23 protein-coding genes are annotated in these 25,750 nt (G+C 36.5%); 1 reads left to right on the top strand and 22 read right to left on the bottom strand.

Annotated features, from left to right (window positions below; translation table 11 throughout):
• Positions 1-202 precede the first annotated feature (202 nt).
• The gene (locus tag A33Q_RS16910; RefSeq protein ID WP_040490582.1) at positions 203-1,573 is read left to right on the top strand and encodes a RagB/SusD family nutrient uptake outer membrane protein; all 1,371 of its coding nucleotides are present in this window, start codon (positions 203-205) and stop codon (positions 1,571-1,573) included.
• A 1,173-nt stretch (positions 1,574-2,746) separates the two neighbouring features.
• Here A33Q_RS16910 and A33Q_RS16905 read toward each other — a convergent pair.
• From A33Q_RS16905 to A33Q_RS16800, 22 genes are all read right to left on the bottom strand, one after another.
• Positions 2,747-3,925: a hypothetical protein gene (locus A33Q_RS16905; RefSeq protein WP_009033635.1), complete on the bottom strand. Its 1,179-nt coding sequence runs from the start codon at positions 3,923-3,925 to the stop codon at positions 2,747-2,749.
• Between the two features lie 68 nt (positions 3,926-3,993).
• Entirely contained in the window at positions 3,994-5,124 is a 1,131-nt protein-coding gene (locus A33Q_RS16900; protein ID WP_009033636.1) for a glycosyltransferase, read from the bottom strand.
• Between the two features lie 165 nt (positions 5,125-5,289).
• Positions 5,290-6,372 carry a glycosyltransferase gene (locus tag A33Q_RS16895; RefSeq protein WP_009033637.1) on the bottom strand — a complete coding sequence of 361 codons (1,083 nt, stop codon included), beginning with the start codon at positions 6,370-6,372 and terminating at the stop codon, positions 5,290-5,292.
• The gene (locus tag A33Q_RS16890) at positions 6,359-7,438 is read right to left on the bottom strand and encodes a glycosyltransferase (RefSeq protein WP_009033638.1); all 1,080 of its coding nucleotides are present in this window, start codon (positions 7,436-7,438) and stop codon (positions 6,359-6,361) included. Before A33Q_RS16890 ends, A33Q_RS16895 begins: the two co-directional genes overlap by 14 nt.
• Before the next feature lie 37 nt (positions 7,439-7,475).
• On the bottom strand, positions 7,476-8,351 hold the full coding sequence (locus A33Q_RS16885; RefSeq protein WP_009033639.1) for a glycosyltransferase: 876 nt from the start codon (positions 8,349-8,351) through the stop codon (positions 7,476-7,478).
• Positions 8,348-9,265: a glycosyltransferase family 2 protein gene (locus A33Q_RS16880; protein WP_009033640.1), complete on the bottom strand. Its 918-nt coding sequence runs from the start codon at positions 9,263-9,265 to the stop codon at positions 8,348-8,350. Before A33Q_RS16880 ends, A33Q_RS16885 begins: the two co-directional genes overlap by 4 nt.
• A 1-nt stretch (position 9,266) precedes the next feature.
• Positions 9,267-10,025 carry a glycosyltransferase gene (locus A33Q_RS21660; RefSeq protein ID WP_009033641.1) on the bottom strand — a complete coding sequence of 253 codons (759 nt, stop codon included), beginning with the start codon at positions 10,023-10,025 and terminating at the stop codon, positions 9,267-9,269.
• Positions 10,022-11,029 carry a glycosyltransferase family 2 protein gene (locus A33Q_RS21655; protein ID WP_009033642.1) on the bottom strand — a complete coding sequence of 336 codons (1,008 nt, stop codon included), beginning with the start codon at positions 11,027-11,029 and terminating at the stop codon, positions 10,022-10,024. Before A33Q_RS21655 ends, A33Q_RS21660 begins: the two co-directional genes overlap by 4 nt.
• Positions 11,030-11,032: 3 nt before the next feature.
• Complete coding sequence (locus A33Q_RS16865) at positions 11,033-12,250, bottom strand: glycosyltransferase (protein ID WP_009033643.1); 1,218 nt, start codon at positions 12,248-12,250, stop codon at positions 11,033-11,035.
• A gap of 34 nt (positions 12,251-12,284) precedes the next feature.
• Positions 12,285-13,232, bottom strand: a complete 948-nt coding sequence (locus A33Q_RS16860) for a glycosyltransferase family 2 protein (RefSeq protein ID WP_009033644.1) — start codon at positions 13,230-13,232, stop codon at positions 12,285-12,287.
• Positions 13,229-14,131, bottom strand: a complete 903-nt coding sequence (locus tag A33Q_RS16855; RefSeq protein ID WP_152527427.1) for a glycosyltransferase family 2 protein — start codon at positions 14,129-14,131, stop codon at positions 13,229-13,231. The genes A33Q_RS16860 and A33Q_RS16855 overlap by 4 nt, the downstream gene beginning before the upstream one ends.
• A 78-nt stretch (positions 14,132-14,209) precedes the next feature.
• Positions 14,210-15,118, bottom strand: coding sequence for a glycosyltransferase family 2 protein (locus A33Q_RS16850; protein WP_009033646.1), 909 nt, complete (start codon positions 15,116-15,118; stop codon positions 14,210-14,212).
• Positions 15,119-15,123: 5 nt separating this feature from the next.
• Positions 15,124-16,362, bottom strand: a complete 1,239-nt coding sequence (locus A33Q_RS16845; protein WP_009033647.1) for an ABC transporter ATP-binding protein — start codon at positions 16,360-16,362, stop codon at positions 15,124-15,126.
• Positions 16,352-17,191 carry an ABC transporter permease gene (locus A33Q_RS16840; protein WP_016255444.1) on the bottom strand — a complete coding sequence of 280 codons (840 nt, stop codon included), beginning with the start codon at positions 17,189-17,191 and terminating at the stop codon, positions 16,352-16,354. The genes A33Q_RS16845 and A33Q_RS16840 overlap by 11 nt, the downstream gene beginning before the upstream one ends.
• A gap of 87 nt (positions 17,192-17,278) precedes the next feature.
• Positions 17,279-17,791 (bottom strand): class I SAM-dependent methyltransferase, encoded by a 513-nt coding sequence (locus tag A33Q_RS16835; RefSeq protein ID WP_160169356.1) that lies wholly within the window; start codon positions 17,789-17,791, stop codon positions 17,279-17,281.
• Positions 17,792-18,081: 290 nt separating this feature from the next.
• Positions 18,082-19,011, bottom strand: a complete 930-nt coding sequence (locus A33Q_RS16830) for a hypothetical protein (protein ID WP_040490581.1) — start codon at positions 19,009-19,011, stop codon at positions 18,082-18,084.
• Positions 19,012-19,013: 2 nt separating this feature from the next.
• Positions 19,014-20,531, bottom strand: a complete 1,518-nt coding sequence (locus A33Q_RS16825; protein ID WP_009033651.1) for an MBOAT family O-acyltransferase — start codon at positions 20,529-20,531, stop codon at positions 19,014-19,016.
• A gap of 5 nt (positions 20,532-20,536) precedes the next feature.
• The gene (locus A33Q_RS16820; protein WP_009033652.1) at positions 20,537-21,145 is read right to left on the bottom strand and encodes an acetyltransferase; all 609 of its coding nucleotides are present in this window, start codon (positions 21,143-21,145) and stop codon (positions 20,537-20,539) included.
• Between the two features lie 338 nt (positions 21,146-21,483).
• Positions 21,484-22,209, bottom strand: a complete 726-nt coding sequence (locus tag A33Q_RS16815; RefSeq protein ID WP_200862473.1) for a hypothetical protein — start codon at positions 22,207-22,209, stop codon at positions 21,484-21,486.
• Positions 22,202-22,426 (bottom strand): hypothetical protein, encoded by a 225-nt coding sequence (locus A33Q_RS16810; RefSeq protein ID WP_009033654.1) that lies wholly within the window; start codon positions 22,424-22,426, stop codon positions 22,202-22,204. Before A33Q_RS16810 ends, A33Q_RS16815 begins: the two co-directional genes overlap by 8 nt.
• A 392-nt stretch (positions 22,427-22,818) precedes the next feature.
• Positions 22,819-23,895 (bottom strand): DegT/DnrJ/EryC1/StrS family aminotransferase, encoded by a 1,077-nt coding sequence (locus tag A33Q_RS16805; RefSeq protein ID WP_009033655.1) that lies wholly within the window; start codon positions 23,893-23,895, stop codon positions 22,819-22,821.
• Between the two features lie 371 nt (positions 23,896-24,266).
• Entirely contained in the window at positions 24,267-25,484 is a 1,218-nt protein-coding gene (locus A33Q_RS16800) for an ATP-binding protein (protein ID WP_009033656.1), read from the bottom strand.
• Between the last annotated feature and the right edge of the window lie 266 nt (positions 25,485-25,750).

Genomic DNA, 25,750 nt, shown 5'->3' with positions numbered 1-25,750 from the left:
AGAAAATTAAGGAACAGTTTAATTAAACAACAATATGGCTGTCGGAATCTTTTCTCATAATTAAAGGTGAAACGTTGATAATGAACCCAAATGTAGCTTTCGGAGACACAGAAGGTGACGAAACTACACGGCAGCCCTGATGGGGAGTGCCGGGAAATTCAAAAGCCTCCCGGCCTCCCTGTCTTTAAAAACAGAAAATATCATGAAAAAAACTATTCAAATCATAATGGTCCTCTGCCTTGCGGTATGCATGGGATGTGAGGAGTTTTTGGACGAACGTCCCAGGAAAAATCTTGTCGTTCCCCAAAGTATAGCTGACCTTCAGGGTCTCTTAGACAATAGCCAAACCGGCAGTATGAATACTTCACCGGGTATGTGGCTGATTGGTTCGGATGATGTATGGACAGATGATCTTGGCTACGCTTCATACAATACCGTCGCCGAGAGGAATGCCTATCTCTGGAAGGAAGAGGTGTTTGACACTCCTCTATCCGGTGATTGGACGAATCCGTATAGGCAGGTATTCGCTTCCAATGTGGTGCTTTTTGAGAGTGAAAAAATAGTACCCAGTACAGCCGAAGAAAGAAGCAGGCTGGACAATGTCATCGGGAGTGCCCATTTCTACAGGGCGAAGGCTTTCTATGATCTACTTCAGGTGTTTGCTCCACCCTATGAGCCAGGTGGTAATAATGCAGCTGATGGGATCATCCTTAGGTTGAGTCCTGAGATTGATCAGGTATTGCCCAGGTCTTCTGTAGGCGTATGTTATGCTCAGGTACTGGAAGACCTGGATCTGGCAATAGAAAAACTCCCCAACCTTCCACAGGTATATAGCAGGCCCTCCAAAGCATCCGCTTGGGCCATGAAGGCCAGGGTATTTCTTTCCATGGAGGATTATGCTGCTGCTGAAAATGCGGCCATGCAGTCTTTGGCTATTAAGGATCATTTACTTGACCTGAACCAAATTCAGGAGGGACTCCCCTTTCCTATTTCACAGCTGAATAATGAGGTGCTGTTTCACAGTCAGATGATCAACTATAATTTCACCACCAATGCCAGGACATTTATTGACAGTACACTGATCAAAAGTTACGGTGAACATGATCTAAGGAAGCAAGTCTATTTTCTGGAAAGAGGTCCAATGAACTATACTTTCAGAGGGCATTTTACCGGATCTGTGAATGCCTTTTCAGGGTTGTCGGTAGGAGAAGTGATGCTAACGGCAGCAGAAGCCAAAGTGAGGAACGGAAAAGTAGCGGATGGATTGGGCTTGCTGAATCAGTTTCTAGTAAGCCGCTATGAGGAAGGGACATTTGAGCCTTATTCCATCAATGACCCTGCGGAGGCGCTGGAAACGGTTTTACTGGAAAGACGGAAGGAATTGGTATTTAGGGGGCTAAGATGGACAGATCTGAGAAGGTTGAACAGAGACAGCCGTTTTGCAAAGACCTTGGTCAGGGAAATTGGTGGGGAAACCTTTCAGTTGCCTCCAGGGAGTAACAGGTATGTATACCCTATTCCGCAGGAAGAGCTGGATTATTCGGGAGTATCCCAAAACGACAGGAGCAATTAAGTTGTCTATCCCCATATTTTTTTATAGCGCCCCGCTCCCCACACACCATGGGGCGCTTTTTTTTGGGAAAGAAGGGTTTATTAGGGAATTGTGGAATTGATTAATTGATTAACTGGATTTGTTAAAGGTTAATTGTTAAAGGTTAAAAGGTCTGAGCAATTTTCAAACTTGCTCCTTCATTTCTAACTAACAAAAAACTATGAAGGGTGCTTCTGATCACGAAGTGATCGAACTTTGAATAGCCCTGGGTGTAACTCAGGGATTTATGGATGATGGCGGTGGTATTTTTTGGCCGAGGGAAGGTCAATGGTGAATTAAGGTTTTCGCCAAAAACAGGGAAGGGATATAGAAAGGATGAAGGATGAAGGATGAAAAAGTGAATAATGAAGAGTGAAAAATTTAGAGTTAAATGTTAAGCGTTAAGCGTTAAGCGTTAAGCGAATTTTACGGGCAAGAGAGAGGAAGGCTTTGCCTTGTCATGCCGAGGTTTTAAAATTTTGCATTTAAAGAAAGGGAATGACAAAATTACGCGTCATGCTGAGCGGAGCTTGCGGAGTCGAAGCATCTCCTAAACAATGGGAGACTCTTCCTTCGTCAGAGTGACGTACGTTTCTGCCAATGGTAATCGGAGCTTGCGGAGATGAAAGCCTGTCCCGCAGCATTGCGGGAGATCTCTTTCCCTTAATAGTGGGAGATTCTTCACTGCGTTCAGAATGACGATCCCTTTAATCTGTCAATGGTACGAAAGGAGGCATCTGGTTGCACACATAACTTGTCCCTTAATGGGGAGACGAAAAGAAATGGAGTTGGAAACTCCTTTACCAAGAATCCGAAGGAAAAGGGAAAAGTGATCAGTGAAAAGTGATTAGTGAAAAGTTATTGGATGTCAATTCCTGAATCAGGGCACCTGAACAATTTCCACCGTGCTTTAGCCGGTGGTCGGAGGCGGAAAGGGAGTGCTTAGCGACTTTAGTCGAAATATTTTCGGCTGAAGCCCCTACCCTCCCATTCAGGGCAAAAAAATCACTGCATAAATGCGATGGAAATTGTAGGCTCAATCTTGATTTTTTTGGGAGATGGATTACAAATCCCAGGCATCTTGTTCGACACAGCGGATTGCAAATCCTATTTATCGGGCTTCGGAATTGCAAATTCCGAAGAGCGGGCAAAAGCTTAAGCCGCGGATTCTTTTTTCTTGGCGATGATTTCTTCACGCCGCTTGTAGTAGCGGATCTTTTCTTTGAGCTTCTCGAAGCGGAGTTTTTTGTTGTAGGCGATGAGGAAAAAACAAAAAAGCAGGAAATAAATCATGGTCATGTTTTTCATGCGCATAACAACGCCTAGGTTACTTAGGGCATTCATAAAAGCTAAGGTTACGGGAATAAAAGTAATTATTCCTGCTTTTAGAAAGAGTGGCATATCCCTAATAGCTTCTGGGGTCCAATTCCTGTAGATAAAAAAACTTAACCATAGATAAAGGGCATTTTCAAATGACGAGAAAAAGGCCACGAAATTATGTGCATCAAAAAATAAGGGGCGGAACATGTAAGTGAAAATTTTTGCTGGTAAGGAATAGGAACTAATATCTACTGCCGACCCAACATTTCCTTTATTTAGTAGTCCTGCAGTTTTTGAGGTTATTGACGTTAACGAGTCAATTGATAGTTCCTCAACTTTTAGAAATTCAGCAGTACTTCCAATTAAAAAGTATGAACCAAACAATGCTAATACTCCTAAAGCTATTTTATAAGTTGAACTAATCTCACTTCCCAACATAATTGCTAGAGCAGCACCTCCTATTAATGCTTGCCCCATGTGAGGTCTTGCCATATAAACAAAAAACAAAGCAATAATTACCTGCCACCATTTACTTTTATAACTCTGTAGGGCAAATAAGAACCAAGCAATTCCCCAAAAGCAGATAGCATCTTTTCCAACTCCGGCTGACCAAAAATGCAAATTAAGAAAATAGAATACAGTTGGAAATAGTGGAATATTTAGCACTTTATGGTTCATGGGAAAGTGAACTGCTACTAAAATGAAGATGTATCGAATCCCTACAAATCCTAATGCTCCAAAAAGAATATTTCCTGTCGTATAACTCAAGCCCAAGATTCTTGAAGGAATATAACAAAGCCAAAGTATAAAAGTAGTACTTGTTCCCCAATAGGAAAACCATGCTTCTGGACCTCTAATTACTACTTGTTGCATCCCAAGCTTCCAATATCCTTGCGAGTCTCCTCCGAAATTCAGAATGTACCAGGTGAAAAACAATGAAAAAAACAGATGATACAAGAGTAAGTAATGCAAATGATACTGGTACTTGCTAGACAATCCAAATTTCTTAGCCATGGTGCTGTTGGAATAGAATAGCGCCAATACTACTAACAATATGACAATGATATCTAGCAAATTAATTTTTAGTTATGGGTTGCTTTTTTAGTTAACTTTTCATGGTATAACTGAAGCAAATTACTTGTGTATGTATCTATAGTAAAGTTTTCAATTGCTCTTTGATAGCCTACTCTACCCATTTGATCTCGGAGATCAGGATTTTGAATAAGGTAATTTAATTTAGAAGCCAATTCAATGGAACTTTGCGGATTGACCAAATAGCCTGATTTTCCATCATCCACTATGTTTTTCAAGCCGCCTACTTTGGTAGCTATTACGGGTAAGTTATGCAACATGGCCTCAACCACAACTAAACCGAAACCTTCTTGTAAAGATGGCAAACAAAAAATATCCATCAAACAATAATAAGGGTTTGGGTCAGCTTGGTAATCCAAAAATAGTACTTGACCTTCGAGGCTATATTTATGAGTTAAGGACTTTAAATATTCCAAGTCTGGGCCATTTCCAATTAATAGGAATTTTAACTTCGGGTTACCCAATAAATGAATGGCTTCTATGATATCTGAAAAACGCTTCACTTTATCATAAACACGTCCAACAGCCCCTATTACTATGTCATCGCTATTGATTCCCAAACTATCTTTCAGCTTAGATAATGTTTCTGACCTTACTGCTTCAGGAACCTCAACTCCATTGGAAAGTAATATCACTTTACTTGAGGACAGATTTAAGGTAGACTTTAAGTAAGTAACAACTGCTGGGGAAATGCCAACAAATATATCAGCAAAATTTGCGTAGCATTTCAATAAAAAGTTAGCCTTTTTCGACCTGAACCTAGGTTCTGATGTTTCTTCTAAAATAGCTACTGGCACTTTACCGAAAATTTTACCAACAGTAGCCATTGAGTTGCCTTCAAAAACTGCCCCATGAATAATGTGAGGTTGATATGATTTTATATGTTTGAGTAGTATGTTGTAATTTTTTAATTGAAAAGGGTGTTTAAAATTCCCTACTTCAATAATCTCAACACCTAACGTTTTAAACTCTTTTAAAATCTGGCCTTTAGCTTGAGTGCAGGCTATTTTTAATTCATATTTGTTGTAATCAAGGTTTCTAGCAAAGCTCAACCTTAAGCGTTCTACTCCCCCTGAGGAAATGGTTTCGATACAGTGGAGGATGCGGATTTTTTCAGACATGAATAAGATTAGAAGTCACTTCAAAAAGGTACGATGAATCAGTATACATTTTGGGGGATTTGTTCAAGTTTATTGCGATTATAGTAAATGATAACTCTATTTAAATCTTCGCTATGACTTTAACTTCCTTAATAAGAAACCGATTGGGTGAATATGGCAAGGTGTCTATCTGCAATCTTCATAAACCTCCAAAAGCCTATTGATGTAATTGGAGACGGAGTATTTTTTGGCAGCTTGTTGGGCTTTGAACCCTATAGTTTTACGATGATCTTTAGGTAAGTGAAGCATCTTGCGCATGGTATCTAGAATTTGATCTTGGTTATGAGGATCGATCAGGAAACCAGTTTCTTTATCTTCAATGATCTCAGTAGGGCCTCCTTGATTGGTGACTATGCAGGGAAGCCCACAAAACATGGCTTCTACCAAGGAAATGGAAAAACCTTCTGAAAGCGAAGGCAAAACAAAGGCTTGAGCTGCCTTTAAATAAGGGCTTACATCCATTTGGAAACCCCAGAAAATGACATGATCATTTAATTCTAAATCATGAACTTGTTTTTCAAGCTTCTCTCTTTCTGTTCCATCACCGACAATCCAAAGCTTTGGGTGCTCATGCAGTTCTGAGGACATGAGCTCTTTAAAGGCTAGTATTAAAGTCTGTAAATTCTTAACTGGGACTAATCGACAGATAGATACAAATATGAAAGCATCTGGATCTACTGATATCTTAATGCTTACTGAGTCGGTTACTGAAACTGGGTTATATACTACTTCAACTTTATCAGCTGAGACCTCTCCTAGTTCAACAATTCTATCTTTTACTGCCTTGGAGATGCCGATTACTTTTGTGGCTAACTTATATATAGCCTTGAAAATCAAGCTCCATTTCCAATCATGGTTTGGAAAGCCAATCTCCTCTCCTATTCTAACTGGCACTCCTGCTAGCCAAGCTGCAATTAGCCCATGAAAATTGGCCTCAGCACTTGAAGTGTGAACTACATCAGGTCGAATCAACTTGAATTGTCTATACAAAGCATAAATCAACTTGATATTTGGGATTTTAATTTTGCTGTTAAAATGTTTGGGTTGAATCCCTAGGGCTGAGATTTCATCTGAAGTTTTTCCCCGAGAGCCTAAAACAAAAATCTCCAACTCAACATCAGGGTTTTGTTGAAATCCAATTGCAGTAATTAAGACCCTTCTTTCCAATCCCCCAAAATCCATATATGGCAGAACCCTAATTACCCTCATCCAATACGCGATTAAAAAGGTTCACCCATTTTTCCATAATTGATGGCGTTGAGTGATTGAGGACTTTCTCCTTTGCTTTTTTTGATAACTTCTCTCGTAAATATTTATTCTTAATTACCGAGGAAATGCTTTCAGATAGTTGACCAATATCATTCATATCGACAAGAACACCTTCTCCTTCTCCAAGTAAGGTAAGTGGGCCTGAAAAGGTTTTATATGAAATTATTGCATTGTAGGCATTAAATGCCTCTAAAATCATCAAAGAAAAACTTTCAGATTTGGAAGTAAGGACCATGATGGATGATTCCAATAACTTCTCTCTAAAATTATTTACAGCAGGAAAGATTTTTAATGAGGTGCATCCTTGATCGACTAAACTTCTATAACGGTTTAAATCTTGGCTGTTACCTTGAATATATAAATGATATTCCCAATCCTTAAATTCTGAATGGATTTTATTCCATGCGGAAATCTGATGGTCAAATTGTTTCAATTGTTCATTTCTACCACCTGAAATAATAATATTCCGTTTGGTTAAATCTTCAAGTTTCAGATTATTAGGTGAAATGAAATTTGGTATTACTTCAACATTATTTAAGCCATACTGAGATTTCTCTAATTCATTAAGTACAATGATTTTTGAGTAGCGAGCATAAAATAGTTTTTTTAATGGGAATGACTTTTGTACGATCTCAATCGAGGAGGCATGTATTTCAAGGATTTTTGGGATTTTAACCGCAATAAACGGCAGGATGAAAAAATCAATACTCGAAAGTAAACTAATACAGATATCAGGTTTAAATTCAATCATTATCTTCTTGATGAAATTGCGGAAATGAATACCGTAGATGACTTTTTCATAAAAAGATAAACCTAGATAGGTTTGGTTAAAATTATAAATCTTCAGTTTTCCATTAAAGCCCTCCTCATAGTCAGTATGAAGCTTTTTGACGATTACAGCTATTTCATAACCTTTTTCAGTGATAAGCCATTCTAGCTTCCTATTGGTAATGTTTGAGATTCCTCCAAGTGCAGTTAAACTGTTTAATAAATAGAGCAATCTCATAGCGAAAATTTAAATGTTGAATCAGGTTTTAATTTTCTCACCGCTTGGTTTCCAGTCCATTTAATAAGTAGAAAAATTCTTTCCAGGTACCCCAAACGATGGCAAGATTTACCACAAGAATTTGAGAGGACTCTTTAGGCCTTATCGTTACCATTTTTTTTGCTGAAAAGCGGACCCTTCTCCAAGTGAAATCCAGCAAATACCCTAAAAACTTAAATCGGGATTTTTTAAACTTTCTTTGATATGTTCCTCCCAATACGCGGCGATATTTATATACCACCTCACTGACAAAATACCTAGAGGGATGCCTGACAATCACATTGGGGGAATATTGAATTTCATATTGATCCGTAATCTTTTTCGATAAATCACTATCCCCGTTTGATTTTAGATTTTCATCAAATCCCTTAAATGCTAGCAAGGTATTTCTATAGGAAAACCAATTAGCAGTAATGGCATGACCCTCTTTGGCATAGGCCTCAGTGGTAAACCCCGTGTATTTTTCATATACTTCCGCTGCTGTTAATTTTTTGGGGTCTTTATAAAATAATGGAACAGGCCCGGTCAAAATCCCCAGTTTCTTTTGAGTATCCCTATCAAATATTTCCAGCGCATTACTTAACCAGTTCGTATCAGGAAGACAGTCGGAATCAGTAAAAGCCAGTATCTCACCATTGGCATGGGCAATCCCTTTATTTCGAGCGGCGTAAGATCCAGGTCGTGGTTCTTCGAATAATATCAATGAATAATTGGCATAAAAATCCTTGGGCAATTCCAAAGGGATTTCGGGATCGTTGTTAACAACAATCACTTCAAACAAATCTGAAGCTAATTGTTGCTGCTTCAAACAATTTAACAATTGAATAAGCCTGTTGTAATCCTTAAAGTAGGGAACAATAACACTTAGCTTCAACTTCCTTTCCTTTGGTTTTCAATCAAAATCTCAGTTGCCTTTTTATATTGATTAAAAAACGTTAAATAGATCCTTTTTTTAAGTCTCTTTTCAACTTTGTAAATTTTTAAAAATGTTTTGTTAACAGTTTCATCTATGGGTAATCCAAAACTTTCCAGAAAGGTACCCACAGAACCGGAATACCAATAATTTAGGAATAAAGTAAACTTTCCTTTTTCAATTAAATGTTTTCTAATTCTTTTTCTTAAGTTAATCCAGTTCGTACTTAGAATCTCTTCGTATTGCTTTCCTCTTGACAATGACCCTTCTGTGATATGGATTTTTGTGAGATAATTAGGATCAAATACAGGCATATTTCCTTCCTTCATTAGCCTGAACATCAGGTCATACTCTTCACTTGTCCTCAGCTTTCCATCAAATCCTCCTATTGACGCTAAAGCTTTACGATTGAATAAATTAGCACTGCTAATTCCAAATTTGCCCACGATCAATCCTTGCCAGGTATTTTCATAAAAGGACCTTTTTGTAACCCGGCCATCGGCATATATATCCAAGGAATTCCCGACAACGAAAGTTGAATCTGGCTTAATGATACGCAATTGGGATGCTATCTTACCGTGCATCAATTCATCATCTGCATCCAATACCTGAATCCAATCGCCGCTTGCAAACTCTAAACCTCTGTTCCTTGTAGCTGCCAGGCCTTTATTCACCCTGTTCTCATGGGTTTGAACTTGGACTAAATCATATTTCTGTTCGAGCTGTAAGGCAAGTTGATAGGTATCATCTTGAGAACCATCTTCTACGATAATAATTTCTTTGACAAAATCTTGGGCCAAAGCAGACTTCACCGCCCTTTCCAAAAAATTGACAGCATTGTAGGCAGGAATGATAATGGTTACACTAAGATTCACTTTATCCTTTTTTATATTTTTGATAGAGACCCGAAAAGCTTTCTGCCAGAAAGCACTTTATAAACATCATGGGAAAAGAATCGCCAATCATACTTTTAGGGCTTGACCAAATCCGTTTGAAATATCCACTTAAGGCCTTAACAAAGCTTTTATCATGTAAGTGGCTCCATTCAGTTTTCCAACTGTGGTTCCACAGATGAACGGCGTATGTTTCAGGGTGAATATAGGACTTGTAGTCCTGACCTTTTTTGGAGAAAGGAAGTGGATAAAAATATGCTGCCGGGTAAATTTTTATTTTATTCCTATTTAGGTTCGAAGTCAGAAAACTTGGTATATCCAAAGGAGAATTAATGTTAAACCTTAATACTTTATATTGACTCAATAGGTCTGATAAAGTTGGATTCCTTGGAGTAGATCCAATAATTCCAGCAGAAATTAAACCTTCTTTTTCCTCACTAATTATAAAATCAAAATCCATCAAATGTGTGAAATCCTTTAAAACCAACATATCCGTATCCAAATAAATACCCCCTTCTTGGTAAAGGGCATGCAGTCTACAGACATCTGTAACAAAGGCATATTTCCCAAGCTTATAGGCTTCTGATGAAAAGCCGTATGCTGAATAGTCGAAATTTTCTTCATTCCAAAGCTTGATTTTATAATCAGGCAATACAGCTTTCCAAGATTGTATACAGCCCAATTCCAATTCGGACATGGCTTTTTTTCCAAACCAGCAATAATGGATAATTTTTGGAATCAAATCTTCAAAAGTTTTAAACCGATCAAGAAGTCTCTCATCTTGAGAAAGTTTCTAAATCCAACCCATGAACCCAGCCAAATCAGGTAGGGTTTGGAAAGGTCAAACTTCACTTTTGGATTGAGCACATTGATCCTTTCCAATGCCATTTGAGTCACTTGAGGAAAATCCAAACCTGTAAACTTGATCAGGCGTTCATAATTCATGATCAGGATATTTCTGATTTCTTTGGAATTCTGAACCTCTAATATCTTCTGATCTCCCAAGACAAGTGATCGAAACCAATCATTATAACTTTGTGAAGTCGCTTGTTTGCTTAAATGACTTGAATCAGGTCTCCTGTAAAAAGCGTAAACCGAGTCATTGAAAACCACCTGATCACTTTTCAATAAGGCCCTAAGCATAAACTCCCCATCCTGATTTTTATATAACCCTTCATTCCAAAGACCTGATTTAAGAATAACTTCCCGACTCATAATATAGGAATGGGATGGAATAAATAAGTTATTTTTAAAAAGCCATAAAATTAGATTTAAACCATTCTTTGGATGTTCTTGCCATCTTGCTCTAATGCTCGAGCTGAAATTTGAGTTCTCCAGCTTTTTCTCTATTTCTCCCAGTTGATCAAACCAATCCCAATTAGAAATAGAAATCGCATTCAAGTTAACTGATAATAAGTCCTGAAGTTGATTCTCAATTTTGATTGGATGGATGATATCATCAGAATCCAACCATTGGATAAATTCTCCTTTGGACAATTCAAAGGCATAATTTCTAGCTACACTACCTCCTTTGGTGCGATCATCAGGTCTTTTGAAAACTTTCACTCTGGAATCCTTTTTGGCATATTCCTCCAAAATCTTCCAAGAATGATCTGTGCTATGGTCATCCACAATGATACATTCCCAATGGGTATAGGTCTGACTTAACACAGAATCCAATGTTTCTCTCAAGTAAGGAGCCTTATTAAAATTTGGGATTAGGATGGAAACTAGTGGGAAAGACATTATTCAAGATGTGTAAACCCTATCAAGTTTTTTAAAAATATCAGTATAATTAAAATATTTTCTTATATGATTCTGTGCTTCTTTACTAGTCATTGAGTATAGATAATTGTTTTCTACAAGTTCGATAATTTTCTTAGCCATTCGCTTGTAATCTTTGTCAGGAACAATAAATCCGGTTTTTTCATTTTTTAAAGTTTCCGGAAACCCACCTACATCAAATCCAATAACTGGCAAACCAAATAATTGTGCTTCAAGGGATGCTACACCAAAGTTTTCCATTCTTCCATTATTATCTACGGTGGATGGAAACAAAAAAATATCATTGGCAATAAATTGCTCAAATATTTCACTTTGGGTCTTTTTTCCTAAAAATTGGACATGCTCTTCCAATCCATTCGATTTAACAAATGCGATTAGATTTTCAAATTCCTTTCCTTCTCCGATTATTGTATATTTAACCTTACACCCATTTTGGACAAGTTCTAGAACTGACTTTAGGGCATAGATATGTCCTTTAAAAGCCACAAGTCTTCCAACACTTAAAAGTCTTAATGGATGATTAACAGAATCTCTTTGTGTGGGCTCAGATATGGAAACATCAATACCATTATAAACCACTTGAATTTTATTCGAATCCAAACCTAGCTGAATTAATTTACTTTTAGTGAATTCCGAATTTGAAATGAAAACGGATCCTATTTGATTTAAAACTGGAATATCAGATTTGTTTTTAGTAGCCAAAAGCTCCACATCATACCCGTGAAAAGTGATCACTATTTTGCCTTCTAACAACCCAAAATGAAATAAATTTTGAAGTGGCTTGAATTGATCACAAAAATGAACGTGAACCACTTTTGCCTTAAATAGGAAATGATATTCTTTGATCAGGTAAAGGAAGTAATAGCTGAGATTCCTTTTTAAAAAGGTGAATTTTAAAAAAAGAAAGACCAAATATGGTTTTTTGATAATATCCCATATCAGATTTCTTATTCTTCTAAATGGCGTAATAGGTATGGATTTAACAGTATAAACTTTTTCCAAAAGTTTATACTTCTCAAGTAAATCTTTTTGAGAAGAATTGGAAATATGGTTTTTAAGATTGGCAAGAATTCTTACCTGATATCCTTTCTCAATGGCGCCTATTACGTTCCGAACTATAAAAGTTTCAGAATAAGCAGGAAACTCACTTAGCTTAAAAACAATTAAATTATCAAACTTCATAAGCCATCGCAGAAAACATCATTTAAGAAAATGTTTATTTTTTAGAAAAATGTCTTTTTAAATACGATTGAATTTTGAAAAAATTAAAACTCAGAAGGAAACTGAATTTACTTTTAAACAAATTTGCGTCATAAAATCTCTTATGAAGATATGGATCCGAAATTTTAAAAAAAGAAAACCATTTTTCATACGCTTCTTCAATCTTGTGAGAAGTCAAATTGTATTTGTTTTTAATGAAACCTAACACAATAAACTCCTCATAAATCCTTGACATTCTTTTAACTTCATTATCATGATTTCTAGTCACTGCCAAGTGATATCTAAAATAATTTAAATGCGAAGACAAAAATCCAATAGTTGCATTTTTACTAATCGATAACCAAAACAACCAATCACCACAGATTTTCATATTGATTAAAATATCCCAATCTTTTTGGTGAATAAGATTTTTATTAAATACACAGGCGCTGGCATTAGGTATGACATTTTTAAATTGAAGATAATTTACTATGATATCACGGCCATTTAGAACCCAATCATCAACCCAAATATTCGGGTCAAAATTGCTGGTCCATTCAATCCTGTCTACTAAAACATTATCCTTCTCATCCACATCATAAGTTTGGCAATAAGCCATATCCAAGTTTTCGGACTTAATAAAGTCAATAATTTTTTCTAAAAAGTGTAAATCAGAATAGTCATCACTTTCAGCAATCCATATCCAATCATATTTAGCTAAATCTATTCCTTTCTTCCATTGCTTAAATGGACTACCTGAATTTGTTTCGTTTTGTAAACAATAGCTGACCTTTTCATGGCTTTGATACAATTGAAGTATTTCCCAGCTACTATCTGTTGAAGCATCGTCCAGTAGGATTAATTCAAAATCTTGGTAGGTTTGATTAAGAGCACTTTCTATTCTTTGCCCGAGAAAAAGAGAGTGGTTGAAATTAGGTAAAATTATAGAGACACCTAGGTTCATCTCCAAATCTTTCTAAATATTGCCGATATTAAATTCTTTATCGGGACAAACCTTATTAATACTTTAGCAGTATTAATATCATTTAAATCTTGCATAGACTGTAAATTACTAGGTAATGTCTGAAGTCTTTTATTCTGTATTCTAAGTTCCAGAATCTTTTTAATAGTGTTATCCTTTATTACTTCTTTTATTAAAGACAATGTTTTTATCCAATGCTTGGCGCGTTCTTGACTATCTTGAGAAGAATGAATGCCAACGCCATATCTATATACTGCCATTTTATTTGATAAGGCATAAAAATTACCATGTTCCGCCAAAAGCATATAAAGAAAGAAATCTCCAATTGGTGACTGATAAAATTGATTTGGAAATTCTTTAATAATATTTCGAAATACCACACTTGGAGTGTGAATAAAATTACCAAAAGTAGCTACATCATATATATTGGTTTCACTCTTCTCGATTATATTCTTAATCCCAAAATCTTCCTCAATTCGACGATCAGGGAAAAGAACATCAACAGGATGATAGGTTAAGACAAATTCTGGATTACATTCTAAAAACTCTAACTGCCTTTGTAATTTCAAAGGATCAGTCCAATAATCATCTCCTTCGCATATAGCAATATATTTACCTTTACAAAGTTTCAATGCCCAAATAAAATTATTAATCATTCCGATATTTTGAGAATGCTTTGTGTAACTAATTAAAATGTTTTTGGAATTATTGTTAATATATCCTTCAACAATGGCTTTAGTTTGATCGGGAGATGCATCATCTGCTATAATTAACTCTATATCAAAGTCAGTTTCCTGCATCAATACCCCCTCTATGGCCTGATTAATAAAAGCCTTATGATTATATGTAATCATGCAAACGGAAACAAGAGGTTTATTCACAATTAATTCTAAAAATATTTATTTGAAAAGAAGATTCTTATAGATTATTTTTAATCTGACTCTTTGAACCAAAAACTATTAATATTTTAACATATGCTTTAGAAAGGTTAAAAAGTGATTTTTAACAAGAACAATCCCTTCTTTTTTATCAATTTTGAATATAAAAGAAAGACTATTTAGGTACCCTGAAAAATTTCCGGACTTTAAATAGTTTTCAGAGGCACCTTTAAATTGACTAATATTTCTTTTTTCAAATATGGTAGAGGGTACCTCAGGGGCAATCTCCCTAATCTTCAAATTCCACTGCTCCATTGTTTTTGCCCATTCTATTCTTTCTGTATTCAAAACTGCACCAGATTCATGTCTTCTGTAGACAGATGTTAATTTAGTTCTAAATCTGATTTTGCCCAATTTTGATAAAAATACCCAAAGTACGGTATCACCAAGAATTTTAGATAAATTGAGTTTTAGATCTTCAGAGTTTCTAAATAATACAGATGCTGTAGCAAATTGCCTTTCCTCTAGCAATTCCATTAAAACTATATCTCTTTCAGGCTTATTACTGAAATCCCATTTTTTATCCTTAGATACATGATTATATATAGAATTATCCGCTAACAAAACATATTCATCATTGGCATCTAAAAATTCAACCTGCTCTTTTATTTTATTAGAATCTATCCAATAGTCATCCCCTTCGCATAAGGCAATAAATTTCCCTTTACATTCATTTAATGCCCATTGAAAGTTCAATGACATACCAAGGTTTTTGTGATGTCGCGTATATTTTATCAAATGCCCTTTGGGATGATTTTCAATGAACTCTCTAACTACAGATTCTGTGTTATCGGATGACGCATCATCGGATATCACCAACTCAAAGTCAAAATCAGCTTCTTGCATTAGGATGCTGCCTATAGCCTCTGCTATAAATTGATCATGATTGTAGGTGATAATACAAACTGAGACGAAAGGTAAATTCCCCATATGCGCTAATTTACTAATCTAAATTGGGGTTGAAGTTGAATTGGAGCCCATCCATGAATTTCGCCGGTCACCTGGAAATAGATTGCCGATTGGATTCGGAAAATTGTTTCTCTACTATTCAGAAGAATACCTGACATGCTTAATGTGATTGAATAGACTCCCTGAGAAAACCTAATTTCTTCAAACATCACCTCAAATTCATGAAACTTTCCTTTTTCCAAGTTCAGGTTGCTTATTAAATCTGATTCAGATTGGATAACTTCTGCAAAATTTCTTTGCTCTCTATCAAAAAACGCTAAATAAAATAAAGGGGAGTTGATTGCAAGATTTGTTTTGATTCTAAACTTAAGTTTGATCGAAGAACCGTAAGGAACCAATTTATTTCCATTTATTTCATCCATTTTACTATCTGGTCTTTCAATCCAAATCGCTTCTAGCGTAGCTTTTTCATGATTGTAAAAATTAGTAATTCTACTCCCGAATTTGGAATAGTATATATTTATGCCTTCAGGTACGTCTTCACCTACATATTTACTTTTACCTTTTTCGAAAACACACAATTTAGTAGCCATTCTGGCGACTTGAGGTATGGAATGACTAACAAGAATTACAGCTGTATTTTGAAGCAATTGATCCATACGGTTGAAACACTTGATCACAAATCCCATATCCCCTACAGCCAGCACTTCATCAATCAGCAAAATATCCGGTTCCATTTGAGAAGCTATTGCGAAACCTAAGCGCACTTTCATTCCGGAACTATAGTTTTGCACAGGCATATCTATAAACTCCTCCAATTCTGCAAAAGCAACTATTTCATCAAACTTTTGATCGATGTCTGTTTTGGTGAATCCTAATACTGCTCCATTGTTGTAAATATTTTCTCTGCCTGATAATATTGGGTTAAACCCAGCACCCAATTCAATGAGCGCCCCGACTTTTCCTTTCATTTCTATGGATCCAGCATCAGGATTGATCAACCCGTTAAGCAATTTTAGCAAGGTACTTTTTCCAGCACCATTATGACCAATCAATCCCAAGCACTCTCCCCGCCTAACTTCAAAACTGACATTTTCCAAAGCCCAAAACTCATCCCTCCTTAGTTTATCTGAACTATTTAATCCAAAAACAGAACGGGTTATATCCCCAACCCCATACCAAAGGCTCCTCTTCAGACTTTTACAGAACTTCTTAGAAACCCCATCTACTTTTATCAATACATCCTGATTCATTTTAAGATCCATTCCTTTCTACAATTATAGGCATGGCAATTTTTACAAGTAAAAGCGAAAAAAAAAATAAAAAAACAACTACTCCGGACCATAAAATTAATTCATGAGAAAGGTTAAATGAATAGCCGCCAAGACTACTTCTGGAAAATTCTAAAAATGGTGTAACAGGATTCAAAGCTTGAAGTTTCAGGAAATTCCCGCCTTCTCTTAAAGGATAAATAACAGGGCTTAAATACATCGCAAAAGGTAAGATCAATGGAAGTGCTTTGCCGATATCGTTATACAAAAGCCCTAATGGAGCCATCATTAACCCAATGCTAATACCAGTAATCAATAAACCTAAAATTCCAATTAACCCAAAGATCCAAGTTCCAGAGGGAGGGTAACCTAAAATCCAAAGTATTGGCACCAGAACCAATAATTTCAATAATAAACTAAACAATTGATCATAAATAGATGCTAAAATAAGTGCTTCTCTAGGAAAGTTCAGTTTGCTCATCATGCTCATAGCTCCCTGGTACCTTTGGATAGGCTTATTCAAGGCCTCTGCAAAAAAGCTCCAAAGAATGGTTCCACAAAGCGTAAAAGCGGCATAATCCATAGGAGCGCCTTGAATGGAAACTACATTCTGGCCATTTAAAAATATCCAGATTCCTGCTGTGAAAAGAGGAGGAATAAAAAGCCAGACAATTCCTAAAAAAGATTTTTTGTACCCTCCTTTTAAATCCCTTATAAATAACCTATAGGCCAATTCCCTTCCTTCCTTAAAGCCCAAAAAAATTTCCTGAACCAATCTGGAGAGGAGATTTTTATTTTGAGGACTGTAAAAAGTAGTTTTCATTGATTTAATTTAAGCGAACGTCTTATTTTGTTCATTATTTCGGGTTGAGGTATTTAAAAATAACAGCATCACCTAACTGAATATTCATCATTTATTCCCAATAAATAGTTTCTCTTTTGGATTAAGACCCAATTTGGGATATTTCGAGCTTAGACTGAACTCATTAATTTGAAATCCTGCAGCAACCAACCTATCGGCATAATCCTGAGCATAAATCCTGACATGGTCATATTGCCCAAACTCTCTTTCCCTATCTTTCGGATCAATCACCAATTCATCTTCATAGGTGTGCTGAAGCTGAAGCGAAATCGGTACTTGGAGGATGGCAATCCCAGAAGGTTTTAAAACTCGATACAACTCTGTCATGGCCTGATGGTCATTGGTTATATGTTCCAATACATGATTGCAAATTATTAAATCAAAGTAATTATCTGGATATGGTATTTCAGTAATATCCATATTGACTACATCCTCTGGGTATGAATACCTCCCAACAAACAAATCCCCTTTAATATATTCCTTTAAATTTTGTTTAGAAAGGTAGGTTGACAAATGTTTCTCAGGAGAAACATGTAAAGTAGTAATCTCTGACTTCTCCATAAAAAATCGACTCTCATATTCCAAATATGCATAAATAAGTCTTTCTCGATCTATGGCATTACATTTATAACACCTACATCTTCGCAAACCAGAGCCTACAATTTCTTTTTCCAAAATTACTGGCAAATCAAACCCAAAAGTACCTAATTTTGAGGATTTGTAACCACAAAAAGGACATTCATATTTGCTCCCTTGAAACAAATAAACCTTCGCTTTCCTGACTATTGTTTTTAATCTCTTCATATAATTGGTGGAAACTGAGATTTCATTTGCTTCAAATTTTAAAACTTTCAAAAAGTATTCCTTACCTCCAAAATCCAATTAGCCAAGTCATTTGAAAAAACTGGTGCTGCTCTGTAATCTAAATGAACGCCATCGACATAGGTATAATCTGTCCTGCTAACAGTAAAATCTTTAAATGGGATACCTATTGATTTACAATATTTGTAAAGCTGTTCAACCAACTCAGGAAAGATGCTTCTCTCAATGGTATTTATTGCATCATCTACAGGCATCAGAACTACATAAACCTCCCCTTTCTCTCTCAAGAAATCAATCAATTCAATGAATTTATTAAATCTGTATTCCGAGAATGCAACTGACCTACCTCTTCTTTCATATTCATCTACTTTTGATTCGTACACTCTTTTTATCCTATCCCCTTCTATTTTTGGCGTTGCCTTTAGCCAGCCATCATCCATTAGATGCATTGAATTTTGTGCAAAATACCTTAATGGGATTTCGTAATAAGAATTGATATAATGCTGCAAAAGGTACTCCAAGTTGATTTTAGCGCTGTATGAGGATAGCTTTCCAACAAAAAGTTTTTCATCCTGCATCAATGACCTGTTATTTGGATCAGGAAGAGAAGATGATAAAGACCAAGCATCAACAGTAACTATAAAAATTCCATCTTTTGTCGCTTCACACAACTTCTTTCTGATAGCTGAATTATAACTCTCTCCAAAGGGGGAATGTATATTTGTAAAACCAAAATTATACAAAGAATTTTCTCCTTTTAAGTCCAATTTTGAATTGATTACAGTAGGTACAATTCCTTGTGCGGCCTTAGAGGTACCAATTACTAAAGATTTTTTCTTTTCGCCAATTACCCTCTTGTAAAAAGTGTCTGCTGTACCATTCTCCAATAAAAAAACTCCAAAAAGGGAGATTAAAGGAAAAATCGAAAAGATCAAAAGTTTCACTAAGAATCTACTCATCCTCAAAACTGAAAATAAATAAACTCCTGCTCTTTTCTGGCAAATAGAAATACTGCCATTACTAACCCATAATACAAGCTATACCTGATCAAAGCAGGCTTATTAAAAGCCATCTTCTGTATCGCAAACTCTTCCCTTCTCCCAGCCCATTCCAATCCCATAAAGATCAGCACCCAAGCCATAAATAAATACACCCTGATATCCATCTGGGGCTCCTGGAATATACTCATATCAAATATACCATTGATATACCCAACAGCTGAACTTATATCCGGCGACCTAAAGAATACCCATCCTAGTGTGACCAATGAAAAAGTCACCAACATTTGTCCTAATTCGTATAAACTTGGCAAGGCTTTATTTTGAGATACTATGCCAATATTAACTCTGTTCTTTCCAAAAAGATATAACGGAATAAACATGGCCGCATGGATTCCACCCCAAGCAAGAAAGGTCCAGTTGGCCCCATGCCAGAATCCTGAGACCAAGAATATTATAAAGATATTCCGTATACTTTGATACTTGCTTCCCTTAGACCCTCCCAAAGGAATATATACATAATCCCTAAACCAGGTGGACAATGAAATATGCCATCGTCTCCAGAATTCGGCTATATCACGAGAGAAATATGGGAAAGCGAAGTTTTGCATCAGGTTAAACCCAAGCAGTTTCCCTGTTCCAATAGCGATATTGGAATACCCTCCAAAATCCCCATATATCTGAAAGCTGAAAAACACCGCTCCTATCAGCAAATTGGAAGCAGGTTGGCTTTCTGGATTGTTGAATGCTTGATTGACAAAAACGGCACAGTTGTCGGCAATGACCACCTTCATGAATAGACCCCAAAGGATTTGGCGCATGCCATCCATGGCCAGGCTGTAATCGAATTCTTTCTTTTTGAAAAACTGAGGTAAAAGATTAGCTGCTCTCTCTATAGGCCCAGCGACCAATTGGGGAAAGAAACTCACATAAGCAAAGAAGGCAATTGGGTCTTTAGTCGGTTTGATTTTACTACGATAGATATCAATGGTATAGCTCATGGTCTGAAAGGTATAGAAGCTGATACCCACAGGAAGAATCAATCCAAGAGAATAGGTATTGGCCTGAAACCCCATCGTATTGATCAAATCCGTGGCGGATTCTATAAAAAAGTTGAAATACTTAAAGAAGCCCAATAAACCAAGGTTCACACCCAAGCTAATTCCCAGGTAAACTTTCCTTTTGAGTTTAGATCGTTTTGTGGGAAAACTTTCTTCTTTGTCCTCAATAACTACTTTGAGATTGCCACGCTCCTTCGTCGCTCGCAATGACGCGTTCTCTATTTTCAGCCCACAGATATAATCTACCAGTGAACTAAAAGCAATCAAACCTAAAAACCTCCAATCCCACCAACCATAGAACGTATAGCTGGCAAGCAAGATAAAGGCATTTTGGGCCTTAAGGTTTTTTTGAAATACGAACCAGTAGAGTAGAAAAACTACCGGTAAGAAGATTAAGTAATCGTAGGAATTAAAAAGCATTTAGCTTAAACTATTTTTGCAGGCACACCTATAACCGTAACCCCATTTGGCACATCCCTTGTCACCACCGACCCGGCTCCTACTACCACATGATCTCCAATTTTAACTTTGGGCAGGATAGTAGCGTTGGCACCTATGCTCGTAAAATTACCTATCTGAGCTTTTCCTAAAACAACTGCTCCCGGATTCACCTCAGAAAAATCACCTATTTGTACCTCATGATGCAATTGAGCTCCTGTATTGATCAAGGCTCCTTTGCCTATTTTGGTTTTGGCACCTATAAAGCATAAGTTGAATATATCCGCATCGCTGTTTTCAGTAAAGTTGGAATATACTACACCTTCACCTTTTACCGGAAAATGCATTCCACCCAGTTTGGTAAACCAATCAAAAAAGAACTTTCTATGCTTTGGATTGCCGGTACCTAAGGTAAAGTGGGGACCTTTTTTGAACTGCTCAAGGATTTCTTTCTCTGTTTTTAAAACAGGGTATTTTCCTTCAAACAGCGTAATGGGATTTACATTGTCAAAAAACACCAAATTATCAACCTGCTGCTGATTCAGCAACAGATCCAATAATTCAAGTGCATGTCCTCCTGCTCCGGCAATCAGCATAGAAAATTTATATTTAGGATTATGCCCATAAAAACATGTCGCATCTGGAATACTTTTAGGGTTATAACCAAAAAACTTTGAAGAGGGAGTAGTGAATAGTGAATAGTGAGTAGTGAATAGTGAGTAGTGGATAGTTTAATTGTGGAATTGATTACCTGTTTAATTGTTTAATTGTGGAATTGATTAACTGTTTAACTGATGAATAGTGTAACTGATTAACTGATGAACCGACGAACTGATAGAGTCAGTGTTTAATGAGGACTGAGTTGATTAATTTAAAATTTAAAATGAAGGAATTGAAAATGAGGCTTGGTCATGGGTTCAAGGTTTACCTAATTTTAAATTTCTAATTTATCAAGGAGACAAGATGCAACCCATTCTGGAACATTATGATTATGAATGGTTATAGTGTTCTTATTTTTTTCTACAATCACTTCTCTACTCATATTAGAACTATCTATAATAAAGGCCCTATCAGCTATCATAAAGGCATCAAAAAGTAGCTCTAATGACCTGTAATATCTTTGCAGTGTTTTTTCATGATCTACATGATGACCGCCTTTTTCGACCCTATTAAGGATCCTTTGAATATTTATTTTAGGATCCTGTGTGCAAATGAAATACAAATAAGTTATGAAACCTGCGGCTTTTGCCGTTTTTAAAAAATCAACTTTACTCGGATGAGACATCACGGTTTCAAAAGAAAAAGTATTTTCTTCTTCCAACAATCTAAACCTTAAAAACTCTGCTAAAAGGGCTGCTTGGTAACTATTTAAGCTGTTTTTACAGACTATAAAATTCTCTCTAAATAAAATCTCGGGAAAACTTTCTTTATATCTAGAATCAGTTTGCTTGACATTTTCAATAAATAAATTCCAGTCGTTTTGTCGGATTGGAATTTTTGTAAATAGTGAAATATCCAAAAATTTATGGTTGTTCAATTGAACTTCAATTTCATCTGCATTAATGAAGGCACCAACCTTATAGTTTTTTTTAACTTCCTGGATAAGGGTTGATTTACCTGAACCATTGGGTCCAGCAAACATTCTGAATTTTTTAGGCACCAGATTTTAGAGTTATACTTTTCTTTTCAACTTTCCTTGTACCAAATTCGGAATTCCCCAAAACAGTTTCCTTTCCATCTGGTTCGATCTGGATAAGTTTATTCTTTCTGACAACCAAGTACGTTAAGCCCATTGCTTTGTTGAGCTTCACGGCATTTTGACTGGCTTTCTTTTGAAGTTTATTAAGATCTTCTACTGTAATCTCTTTATTGCTCATAATCTTTTAAAAGTAATAATTTACAAATTAAATTACGAATGATTTTAAAGCAGGGTTTTGAAGAATTGGGAGGTTTGTTGTCTCCTTGATTTACGATTCCCGTCCGACCGAGTCATCCGGGCGGGTACGATTTACGAGGCTATCATATACTCCACCCCATCTTGTTTCTTCCTGAACACGCTCTTTTCTCGGTTCTCCCATCTCAATTTTCACATCTCATGTCCCGCTTCTCGCCTCTCGCTTCCCATCTCTCCTCTCATTTCCCAAATGTCATAATCCCCATTAAGCCTTCCGGTTCGGATTCTTAGATGGAGACGTCAACTTTGCGGTTGATCTTTTCGAAGGTTTTATTTTTGAGGAACTCCAGGTTCAGGTTGAGGTTATTCGCATACTCAGTTATTTTGAACCCTTAATAAAAACCTCGCAATCATGCTTTGTTCCTCTTTGGTTAAAGTATGGTATAAAGGCAGGCAGAGTACCCTCTTAGCGAGTTGGTCAGAAAGGGGACAGTTGCCAGTGGTATATTCCAGCTGATTGAGTCCAGGATAGAAATACCTTCTGCAAGCAATTGCCTGGTCTTCTAAATAGCTCATGCTCTTAAGAAGATTTTCTTCAGAGGAAAATATGATTGGAAAATATGCCTGGTTATAATTTTCTATATGATCAGTTGAGGGGTATTCAATATGAAGGCCCTGAAGATAGTCTTTATAATAATCCGCTTGAGAATTTTTCTTTTTTTGAATGTCTTCGATATAAGGTAAAACCGAAAGGCCCATAGCCGCATGGAATTCAGAATTTTTGGCATTGATGCCTATGCCATTAAATTTCTCATAGCCGTCATGCCCGAAGTTTCTTAAGTAAGCCATACGCTTGAGAAGTTCGGGGTCTTTGGTAAAGACAGCCCCTCCTTCGATGGTATGGAATATTTTGGTAGCATGGAAGCTGCAGGTACTGATATCTCCAAACTCGAAGATGCTTTTCCCATTGACTTTCACCCCAAATGCATGTGCTGCATCATAGATGACTTTTAGTCCATGTTTGTCCGCGATCTTTTGGATCTTTTCTACTTCACAGGGGATGCCATAGACATGCGTTGCTAAAATAGCAGTGCTGTGTTCTGTAATGGCTGCTTCAATCAAGTCTGGGTTGATCGTCAGCTTATCGGGAAGGATATCCACAAAGACAGGCTTACAGCCTTCCCAAAGGATGCTGGTGGTTGTAGCCACATAGGAAAAAGGTGTAGTGATGATCTCTCCCTGTAGGGCCAATGCTTTGATAGCAAGCTGGAGTGCAATGGTCCCACTGGATACAAAAAGCAAGTGATTTACCCCTAAATGTTCCTTAAGTTGAAGTTCCAGTTCATTGACCAAGGGGCCATTGTTGGTCAGCCAGTTTCTGTCCCATATTCCATCTAGGAATCGGTTATAATCCTCCCGGGGAGGTAAAAACGGTTTGGTTACAGGGATCATTTTAGGAGTTGTTGGTGATCAGTGAGTAGTGAATAGTGGATAGTTTAATTGTGGAATTGATTAATTGATTAAATGTTTAATTGTTTAATTGATTAACTGTTTAACTGATGGACCGGGAGTGGTTGAAGTTAAAGGTTAAGGGTTAAGGGTTAAAGGTTAAAGGCGTTGTGGTGAGTTGGAAGGTTTATTGTCCATAGGCGGAAGTTACCCGCAGCCTACGATCACTATTGTCTCTTATACTCCATCTATGTACATTTCACTCCGATAGTCGAGCCAGGCTTTGGTTTTCGCATCTCCCCTTATAGCTATCGGGGCTCGCATCTCGCATCTTTTTTCCAAATGCTCTTTACTTGAATCCCCCAAACTGTACCTTACTGCCAGTATTTTGCCAGGAGAAAATCACAGATATGCATATGCTTCACTCCTTTTATGGTATCTGAGAAGAAGTCATCCATCGTTACTACATACTTAGGATAATGGTCCCTAAGAGCATGGAGAGCTGAAAATTCTCTGTCAATTGTAGCTTGACTTTCCAATTTATAAGCTACCTGTATATATATTTTTCCGCTCTTTTTTTCTGCCACAAAATCAATTTCCTTATTATCAAATTTCCCGATAAAAACCTTAAACCCTCTTCTTCTAAGTTCGAGGAATACCAGATTTTCCAATACTCCTGAAATCATTCTATCTCTATAACCCATTGTGGCATACAATAATGAAATATCAGCTAAAAAAAACTTCTCTTGGGTTTTCAAGATTTCCTTCCCTTTTAGGTCATACCTGGGAACACGATACAAAATAAATGCACTTTCTAAGGCCGATAAATAATTGTAAACTGTATTGATGTCAATTTTACGTTGTTGACTTTTAAAGTAATCTGCCACATTTTTCCCTGAAAATGTATTTCCCAAATTGTCAAAGGCATATTGTATCACTCGATTCAATAGTTCTATATCTCTGATTTTATGACGCTGGACTGTATCACGAAGGATAACAGAGTCGTAAATATCACTTACGACTTGATAGGCAGTTTCTTCCTCATATTCCATTGTATGTATGACAGGAAACCCACCTTTTCTGAGGTATTCCACAAAAAGTGAATGCTTATTTTCCTTAATTTCAGAATAGGACTTTTTGAAATCCAAAAACTCGTCAAACGAAAGTGTGTAAATGGGAATTTCAATATATCTACCGGCTAAAAATGTGGAGAGTTCGGATGAGAGAAGATGGGAGTTTGATCCAGTAATATATATGTCAACATCAAAATCAACCAAAAAAGAATTTACCGCTTTTTCCCAGTGATGGACTTCTTGAATTTCATCTAGAAGTAAGTAATATTTTTGAGAGGTATTGATTTTCCTTTTCACATCTTCATATAGACTTTTGGCTGATGTCAAATGAGAATTGGTAAAACTTTCAAAGTTGAGGTAAATAATCTCAGTATCTTTCACTCCTGTTTTTATCAGTTCCTCAGTCAGCAGCTTTAAAACGGTCGACTTGCCAGATCTCCTGATACCTGTAATGATCTTTATCTGAGGCTTGCCAATAAATAACCTAAGCTTTTCAATATAAGCGTTCCTATTAACCATTATTATTTAGGGTTATAACCATAAATATATCTAGTTTTAGATACTTTTTTAGAGTTATACCCAAAAAAAAAATTTGAAGAGTGAGTAGTGGATAGTTTAATTGTGGAATTGATTAACTGTTTAACTGATGGACCGGGAGTGGTTGAGGGTTAAGGGTTAATTGTTAAAGGTTAATTGTTAAAGGTTAAAGGTTAATTGTTAAAGGTTAAAGGTTAAGGGTTAATTGTTAAAGGTTAAAGGCTAAGGGTTAAAAGCGTTGTGGTGAG

Origin of the sequence: Indibacter alkaliphilus LW1, from assembly GCF_000295935.2 — a bacterium.
Classification (GTDB): domain Bacteria; phylum Bacteroidota; class Bacteroidia; order Cytophagales; family Cyclobacteriaceae; genus Indibacter; species Indibacter alkaliphilus.
The sequence above is the reverse complement of the archived record's forward strand: the minus strand, read 5'-3'. Positions and strand labels throughout refer to the sequence as shown.